Genomic DNA, 3,138 nt, shown 5'->3' with positions numbered 1-3,138 from the left:
AGAAGCGCTGGGTGGTGGAGCGCACCCATGCGTGGATGGAGCGCAATCGCAGGCTGGTGATGCACCACGACCGCAAGCCGTTCTACGCTGCCGCTTGGGTCTGGCTGGCGCAGGCTCGCATGCTCCTTGCGCGGCTCAAATAGATTTCTTCTACACCCTCTTGGCGACGCGAAAGAAGGTGGGTGCGCCGCCGGGCGCACATCCCGGCTCCCGCCCTCGGCAAAAGAGCAGAATCCCCCAAGGCCAACAAGCCAAAAACCAAGCCCCCCACCAGCCATCCAGAAAAAAAAAGCCCGCACAAAGGCGGGCAACTTGCTTTCACAAGGGAGGTATCGACTACGGGTGGGTCGACAGAAAAATAATAGCCCGCCCCCTCCAAAAAAGCATGTGAAGTAGTTCACGCTTCACCCATTTGCGATTGATGAACGAACCCCCTCCCATTGGTGACCAAATAGCATCAATGCCCAGGCCAATCTGGCGCCCAATCACAGGTTCAGACGGCCCCAGACAATGCCAGCAACAAGACAAAACAAAACAGGCGCCCCTAAATGACCACCACCACAACCCCCCAGGCCCCACAACAGACAACCAGCAACACCCGCGCCTGGGTGGTCGATCTGGTCCTCCTGGCCGCGCTGTGGGGCGCATCCTTCCTCTTCATGCGCATGGGCGCCGCCGAGTTCGGGGCCCTGCCCACAGCGGCGGCGCGGGTCAGCATCGGCGCGGCCTTTCTGTTCCCGCTGATGATGCTGCGCGGGCAAGGACCGGCGCTGGTGCAGCACTGGCGCGCCAGCATGGCCCTCGGGGTGTTCAACTCCGGCCTGCCGTTCGCCCTGTTCAGCTTTGCGCTGCTCACCATCAACAGCAGCCTGGCCGCAGTGCTCAACGCCACGGCGCCGATGTTCGGGGCCCTGGTGGCGTGGGTCTGGTTCCGCGAACGGCCCAGCGGCTGGCGCCTGGTGGGGCTGGCCATCGGCTTCATCGGCGTGGTCATGCTGGCCAGCGGCAGTGCCGGGCTGCGCGACGGCGATGGCGCGGGCGGCAACCACAACGCAGCGCTCTGGGCCATCGGCGCCTGCCTGCTGGCCTGCTTGTGCTACGGGATTGCGGCGAGTGCGACGCGCCGCTACCTGACCGGTGTACCGCCCCTGGCCACGGCCACCGGCAGCCAGATCGGAGCGGCCCTGCTGCTCATCGTGCCGGCCGTCCTGTACTGGCCCCAGCAAATGCCCTCGCTGCGGGCCTGGCTGGCCATTGCGGCGCTGGGCGTGCTGTGCACGGGCGTGGCGTACTTCCTGTTCTTCCGGCTGATCGAGCGCGCAGGCCCGGCGCGGGCGCTCACCGTCACCTTCTTGCTGCCGGTGTTCGCAACCTTCTATGGGGTTGTCTTTCTGGACGAGCGCATCACGCAGTGGATGCTGGTCTGCGCGGCCGTCATCGTGTGCGGCGTGGGGCTGTCCACGGGCTTCATTGCGCCGAAGAAGCGCGCTGCAAAGACCTGACTGAGTTCCATCAGCCGGCCTTGCTCCGCAGGTACGCCTGCGGCGTCATGCCCAGCTGCTTGTGGAACATGGCGATGAAGGCCGAGGGCGCGCTGTAGCCCAGCTCCAGAGCCACGTCCTTGACCGCACGGCCGGCCTCCAGCAGCGCGATGCCGCGCACCACTTTCAGGCGCTGGCGCCATTCGCCCAGGGACATGTGCAGGTCGCGCTCGCAGCGCCGCGCCAGGGTGCGCTCGGTGGTGTGCACGGTGGCGGCCCATTCGGCCAGCGGGCGGTTGTCCCAGGGGCTGGCCTGCAGGGCGTCGAGCACCCTGCTCAGCAGCGGGTCCTGCGAGGTCGGCAAATAGCTGTCATGGCCGGGCGCCACGCGCAGTTCGTCCAGCAGCACCTCGAACAGGCGCTGCTCGGGCGGGCTGTGCGGGGCCTCGATGCCACGCTCGCGCAGCGTCTCCAGCACGGCCTGTATCAGCGGGCTGATGACCATGGTGCAGGCCTGCGCCGGCAGCGCCGCGCACAAGGGCTCGGGTACGTAGACCGTGGCATAGCTCGCCGCATGGCGGTTGCGGGAGGCATGCTCCAGGTGCGGCGGTATCCACACACCGTATTGGGGCGGCGCCAGAAACACCTGGCCGCCCATGCCCACCTCGATCACGCCCGACAGCGCATGCACGAACTGCCCTGCGGCATGGCTGTCGGCCGGGTCGGCACCGCCGGGCTGCAGGTGCACCACCTTGAACAGCAGCATGGCGGTCTGTGCGGAGGGCTTGCGCCGGTGCATCTTGTCTGGCTCCATTGATCGCTTGTCCGAACAGGCATATTTCATCGAATCACGTCAATTTAAACTGATACCGCCCGCACCACCCAGGAGACACACGCCATGCCCACCAACCACCCCGGCGAATTCAACCCCCAGTCCCCCGCCCGCGCCATGGCCGAGAAGTTCGCGCGCGATGGCGTGGTCTGCCTGCGCGGCGTGCTGCGCCCGGCCGAAGTCGAGCGGCTGCGCGAGGGCATCGACGCCAACCTGGCCGCGCCCAGCCCGCGCGCCAAGGTGGCCAGCCGCCCCGACGACCCGGGCTTCTTCATCGAGGACTTCTGCAACTGGCAGGAGATACCGGCGTACTGGGACGTGATCTCGCAATCGGCCCTGCCCGAAATCGCGGCCAAGCTCACGGGCAGCCGCCAGATACGCCTGTACCACGACCACATGCTCACCAAGGAGTCGGGCACGCGCCAGCGCACGCCCTGGCACCAGGACCAGCCCTACTACAACATCGAAGGCAGCCAGAACGTGAGCTTCTGGATCCCCGTCGATCCGGTCTCGCGCGCCGCCACGCTGGAGCTGGTGGCCGGCTCGCACCGCGGCCCCTGGCTGATGCCGCGCACCTTCATGACCAACGAGGCGAAATGGTTCCCCGAGGGCGCCCTGGCCGACCTGCCCGACATCGAGGCCGACCGCACGGCCTACGACATCCGCGGCTGGGCCGTGGAGCCGGGGGACGCCATCGCCTTCAACATGCTGACCCTGCACGCCTCGGCGGGCCTGGAGCCCGGCCGCCGGCGCCGCGGGTTCTCGGTGCGCATGATCGGCGACGACGTCACGCACGCGCCGCGGCGCTGGAAGACCTCACCGGAT

General features: G+C 67.4%; 3 protein-coding genes and 1 pseudogene. 3 read left to right on the top strand and 1 reads right to left on the bottom strand.

Annotated elements, in window-relative coordinates:
- Together ACK59X_RS03050 and ACK59X_RS03045 are read left to right on the top strand one after the other, a co-directional pair.
- A pseudogene (locus ACK59X_RS03050) lies at positions 1 to 143 on the top strand (IS5/IS1182 family transposase); the annotation flags it as partial.
- A 405-nt stretch (positions 144 to 548) separates the two neighbouring features.
- A complete protein-coding gene (locus tag ACK59X_RS03045; RefSeq protein ID WP_409955072.1) occupies positions 549 to 1,502 on the top strand; it encodes a DMT family transporter in 954 nt (317 codons plus the stop codon).
- Positions 1,503 to 1,512: 10 nt separating this feature from the next.
- Here ACK59X_RS03045 and ACK59X_RS03040 read toward each other — a convergent pair whose 3' ends face one another.
- Positions 1,513 to 2,295, bottom strand: coding sequence for an AraC family transcriptional regulator (locus tag ACK59X_RS03040; protein WP_409955070.1), 783 nt, complete (start codon positions 2,293 to 2,295; stop codon positions 1,513 to 1,515).
- 84 nt (positions 2,296 to 2,379) lie between these two features.
- Between ACK59X_RS03040 and ACK59X_RS03035 the strand changes: the two genes are divergently transcribed.
- Positions 2,380 to 3,138: phytanoyl-CoA dioxygenase family protein (locus tag ACK59X_RS03035; RefSeq protein ID WP_409955068.1), on the top strand; the 759-nt coding region annotated here is incomplete at its 3' end.

Source organism: Acidovorax sp., from assembly GCF_046339755.1.
In the GTDB taxonomy this organism is placed as follows: Bacteria; Pseudomonadota; Gammaproteobacteria; order Burkholderiales; family Burkholderiaceae_C; genus Acidovorax.
The sequence above is the reverse complement of the archived record's forward strand: the minus strand, read 5'-3'. Positions and strand labels throughout refer to the sequence as shown.